This window comes from Mycobacterium sp. (genome assembly GCF_049280035.1).
In the GTDB taxonomy this organism is placed as follows: domain Bacteria; phylum Actinomycetota; class Actinomycetes; order Mycobacteriales; family Mycobacteriaceae; genus Mycobacterium.
On record NZ_JBAPPI010000466.1, the window covers coordinates 1 to 3,969 of the forward strand.

General features: G+C 63.5%; 4 protein-coding genes. All 4 read right to left on the reverse strand.

The features are described from left to right. Nucleotides 1-9: 9 nt before the first annotated feature. Complete coding sequence (locus tag WAN71_RS15380) at nt 10-1,047, reverse strand: acyl-CoA dehydrogenase family protein (protein WP_422226155.1); 1,038 nt, start codon at nt 1,045-1,047, stop codon at nt 10-12. 2 nt (nt 1,048-1,049) lie between these two features. Further along, a complete protein-coding gene (locus WAN71_RS15385; RefSeq protein ID WP_422226156.1) occupies nt 1,050-1,898 on the reverse strand; it encodes an amidohydrolase family protein in 849 nt (282 codons plus the stop codon). After that, entirely contained in the window at nt 1,895-3,520 is a 1,626-nt protein-coding gene (locus tag WAN71_RS15390; protein ID WP_422226157.1) for an acyl-CoA synthetase, read from the reverse strand. The genes WAN71_RS15385 and WAN71_RS15390 overlap by 4 nt, the downstream gene beginning before the upstream one ends. Before the next feature lie 22 nt (nt 3,521-3,542). Next, nucleotides 3,543-3,969 (reverse strand): amidohydrolase family protein (locus WAN71_RS15395; protein WP_422226158.1); only part of this gene is annotated, 427 nt, incomplete at its 5' end.

Here is a 3,969-nt window from a genome sequence, read left to right on the forward strand (position 1 = left end):
GTCCTTTCCTCAACGACTTTCGCGCGCGGCAACAAGCTCGGCGACATACCTGGCGCTGGCGCCGGGGTCCCCGCCGGCCAGCGCCCAGCCGCGGGCACGCACCAGATACGCGGTCGCGGCGGCCTCCGCGGAAACGCCGAGACCACCTTGCACATGCACCGCCACGGTCGCGGCCTTCGACGCTTCCTCGGCCATGAACACAAACGCCGAGGGCGCCAACTCTGGGCGCTCGTCGGGTTCGTTGTCCAGGAACCACGCCGCGCGCCGTGTCAGATTGCGGCCGCCTTGCACCGTGATCGCGATGTTGGCGAGCGGATGGGATATGCCCTGCAGGGTCGAGATCGGGACACCCAGCGTGTAGCGGTTCTTGGCGAACTCCGCCGCGATTGTCATGGCCTCTTCGACCAGGCCCGTCAATGCCGCTGCGGTCAGCACCCGCCATTCATCCAGTGCTCGTTGATATTTCGCCAAAGCGTCGGATCCGCTGGCCAGCACGACGCTGGTGTCGGCGGCCGCCGGATCGACCCACGCCATCGGCAGCCGGCCAATGTTATCCACCTTGGTTGGGCGGGTATCGAACGTCAGCCGCACCACGTCCTCGCCGTCACGGACGATGATCTGGTCGGCGATCGATCCGGTCGGGATCAGCCGAACCCCGCTGACGTTGTCATGTTGCGGGTCAAACGCCGCGAGCTGCTTGCCGTTCACGACGTCGGATTCCGTCGAGCCGAGTCTGGCCAGCAACCGGGCCGCGCACACATGGTCGATCCAGGGCACCGGTGCCAGCGAACGCCCGATCTCCTCAGCCACCAACGTCAGGTCGACCAGTGTCGCACCGTCGCCGCCGGCCGTGTCGGGCAACGCCATGGTCGTTGCCCCCATCGCACACAGCCGCTCCCACAGGCTCTTGTCGAACCCGGATTCCTCTGCGGCACGGACGGTCTCGATCGGGCAGTGCGTTTTGAAGAAATCTCGGTACGCGGCCTGTAACGCCTGGTGATCCTCGGTCAGGCTGTAGTCGAGTCTGCGCAGTTCGTAGCGGTCCATGGTCAGTGCTCCTTCTGGCCCTGAAAGAAGAATTCGTGCGCGTTGTTGTAGAGGTAGTTCTCCAGGACGTCGGCGGGGAGGTCCAGAGCTTGAGCTTCGGGGATGACACGGCGCATTTTCAGCACAGGCCAGTCGGAGGCGTAGATCACCTTGTTGGGCCCGCGGGTCTGCATGTAGTGCAGCAGGCTCTGCGGTAGCCGCTTCGGCGACCAAGCTGACGTCATCAGGCGAAGGTTGGTGTATTTGATCAGCAATCGGATCGCAATGTCCCACCAAGGATCCGCGCCGTGGATCATGCACAGCTTGAGTTCGGGGAACCGCACGCAGACCCGGTCGAGGTGAATGGGGTTCTGCACCTCCCCAGGGATAGGCGGTCCGGGAAGGCCGGTGTTGATGCACAACGGTAGCCCAAGCTCCGCGCATTCGGTGTAGAGCGGGTAGTACACGGCGTCGCTGGGTGGGTACTGGCCGTCGCCCCAGAAGCTCGGTCCCACAGCGGCATACGCGACCGGAAGGTCGTTGACGACAGCGCTGAGCTCCCGCAGCGACGGCATCGGCCGCAGCAGGTTGACCCCGCCCATCGCCAGCGCGAACCGATCAGGCTTGGCTTCGACGAACTTGCGCGCGGTTACCGACGGCTTCACGAGGTTGTCCATCAGCACGGCCTGACGCACACCCTGCTCGTCCATCTCGTCGATCAACTCCGCCAGATCGACCGGCGCGAACATCGACTCCGGACCCTTGAAGTAGTCGTCGCGCACCTTCAGCATCCACGTGGGCTGCTTCTCGGTCTCACCGAAGTGCACATTGACCAGGCAGTCAATCACTCGGCTTGCTGAGCCTGCGTTCATGTCGACATCGGCGCCTTTTCTGTCGCTTGACTTTTCGCCCATCGGTAATCGGCCTTGCCGTTGCCCAAGCGCTGGACGTGATCGACGAAGATCAACTCCTTGGGCACCTTGAACCGCGCCAGCTGCGACGTGCAATGCGTGTGCAGCAGCTCAGGTACCGCCCCGGCTCCGTCGCGCAGTTCGATCAGCGCGACGAGTTCTTCGCCCCAGCGTTCGCTGGGGCGGCCAACCACTAATGCATCGGCGACGGCTGGATGTGCGCGCAAGACTTCTTCGACCTCTTCGACGAAGACCTTTTCGCCGCCGGTGTTGACTACCAGCGAATCACGGCCGTACAGCCGCAACGTGCCGTCCTTCTCCAGACTGGCCCGGTCGCCGGAGATCACCACCCGCTTACCGTCGACGTCGGGGAATGTCTTCCGGGTGGCGTCGGGATCATCGAAGTATCCGAGCGGGATTCGCCCTTCTCGGGCAGCCCAACCGACCTCGTGTTCTCCGGGTCGAAGGAAGTGGCTGTAGTCCTCGGACATGACCAGTCCGCCCTCGCGCAGCGTGAAGGTGTCGGCGTGGGTGTCACCGTGGCTGTTCCCGAATCCCATGTTTCCGGTTTCCGAGGAGCCATATCCGTTGATCAGCGTGATGTCCGGCAGCAGTTCCAGCAGCGCCCGTTGGTATTTCAGATTCGTTGCGGCGCCGCCGGTTCCGATTGCGTTGAGCGACGACAAGTCGTACTGACCGCGCTGCAGCTCGTCAACCAGGGGCGCGGCGTAGGCGTCCCCGACCATCGTCATCATGCCGACCTTTTCGCGCTCAGCCATCTCCCATACCAACCGCGGATCGAGCCTCTTGCTGGTGTCGTATAGCACAACGCTCGTGCCGGCCATGATTGCCGCGAACGCCGTCCACATGCCAGCGGCGTGCATCAGCGGTGACACCGCGAACCACGGCGGTCCGGCGGCTGGGCGCACCTTGTCATGGATCTCCTTGGCGGACGCATGATCGGCCCCCAGCATTGACGACACGTAGAGATCGGACTGGCGCCAGAGCACACCCTTGGGCCGGCCGGTGGTGCCGCCGGTACAGATCATGAGCAGGTCATCCGGCGACGCCGTCACCCGATGGTCGCTATCCCCGTGCGCCAGCGCATCGTCCAGCGACACTGCACCGGGCAGTTCCGGTCCTCCACTTCCGTCTTCGACCGACAGCAACAGATCGGCACCATCGGGCGGAAACACGTCGGCGAACTTCGCGCCCAGAGACTTGTGGTAGATGACGGCGCGCGGCCGCACATAGTCGAGTAGTTCGGAGACTTCACGCGGGGTGTAGTTGTAGTTGACGTTCACCGGAACGGTGCGGGCCTTCAGGCAACCAACCACCATGTCGGGATACAGATCGTTGTGCATGACGAGCGCAACACGGTCCTGCCCGCATTCCCAGCTCTGCAGACTGGCCCGTTCCCGGTGGGCACCGAAGCCCTTTGCGGCAAGGAAGTTCGCCAGCCGACGGGTGCGGTCCGCGGTTTCGGCGAACGTGCTGCGACGATCACCGCACACGGTGATCGGCCGGTCCGGGATGACCTCGGCGATCGCGTCCAGGACCGCCCCTATGGTCCACTCGCTCATGGGTGTGCGTAGCCTGCAGCGTTCAAGCGACCGATCCGACCTTGGCGTTTAGCAAATCCAACGCGTTGTCGCGCATCACCTTTCGGACATCGCCATCATCGAATCCGACCAATTCCTCGGTGAACGACACCGGATCCTCCAAGCCTTCGCCGTGCGGCCAGTCCGACCCGAACAGAATCTTGTCGACGCCGATGTCCGACGCCAGTTCGGACAAGTCATCCTCGTAGTAGGGCGCGATCCAGACATTGTTGCGCAACTGCTCCACCGGATCCTCGGGGAACAGCCGTGGGTGACTGTTAGCGGCTTTCTTCATGCGCTTGATCAGCCGGTGCACGAAGTAGGAGCCGTTTTCGATGCTGACCGCCTTCAGTTTCGGATGGCGGGTGAACACACCGTGCGCGATCATCGAGGCCATTGTGTCGTGGATAGCCCGGTCGTCGGTGAGTATC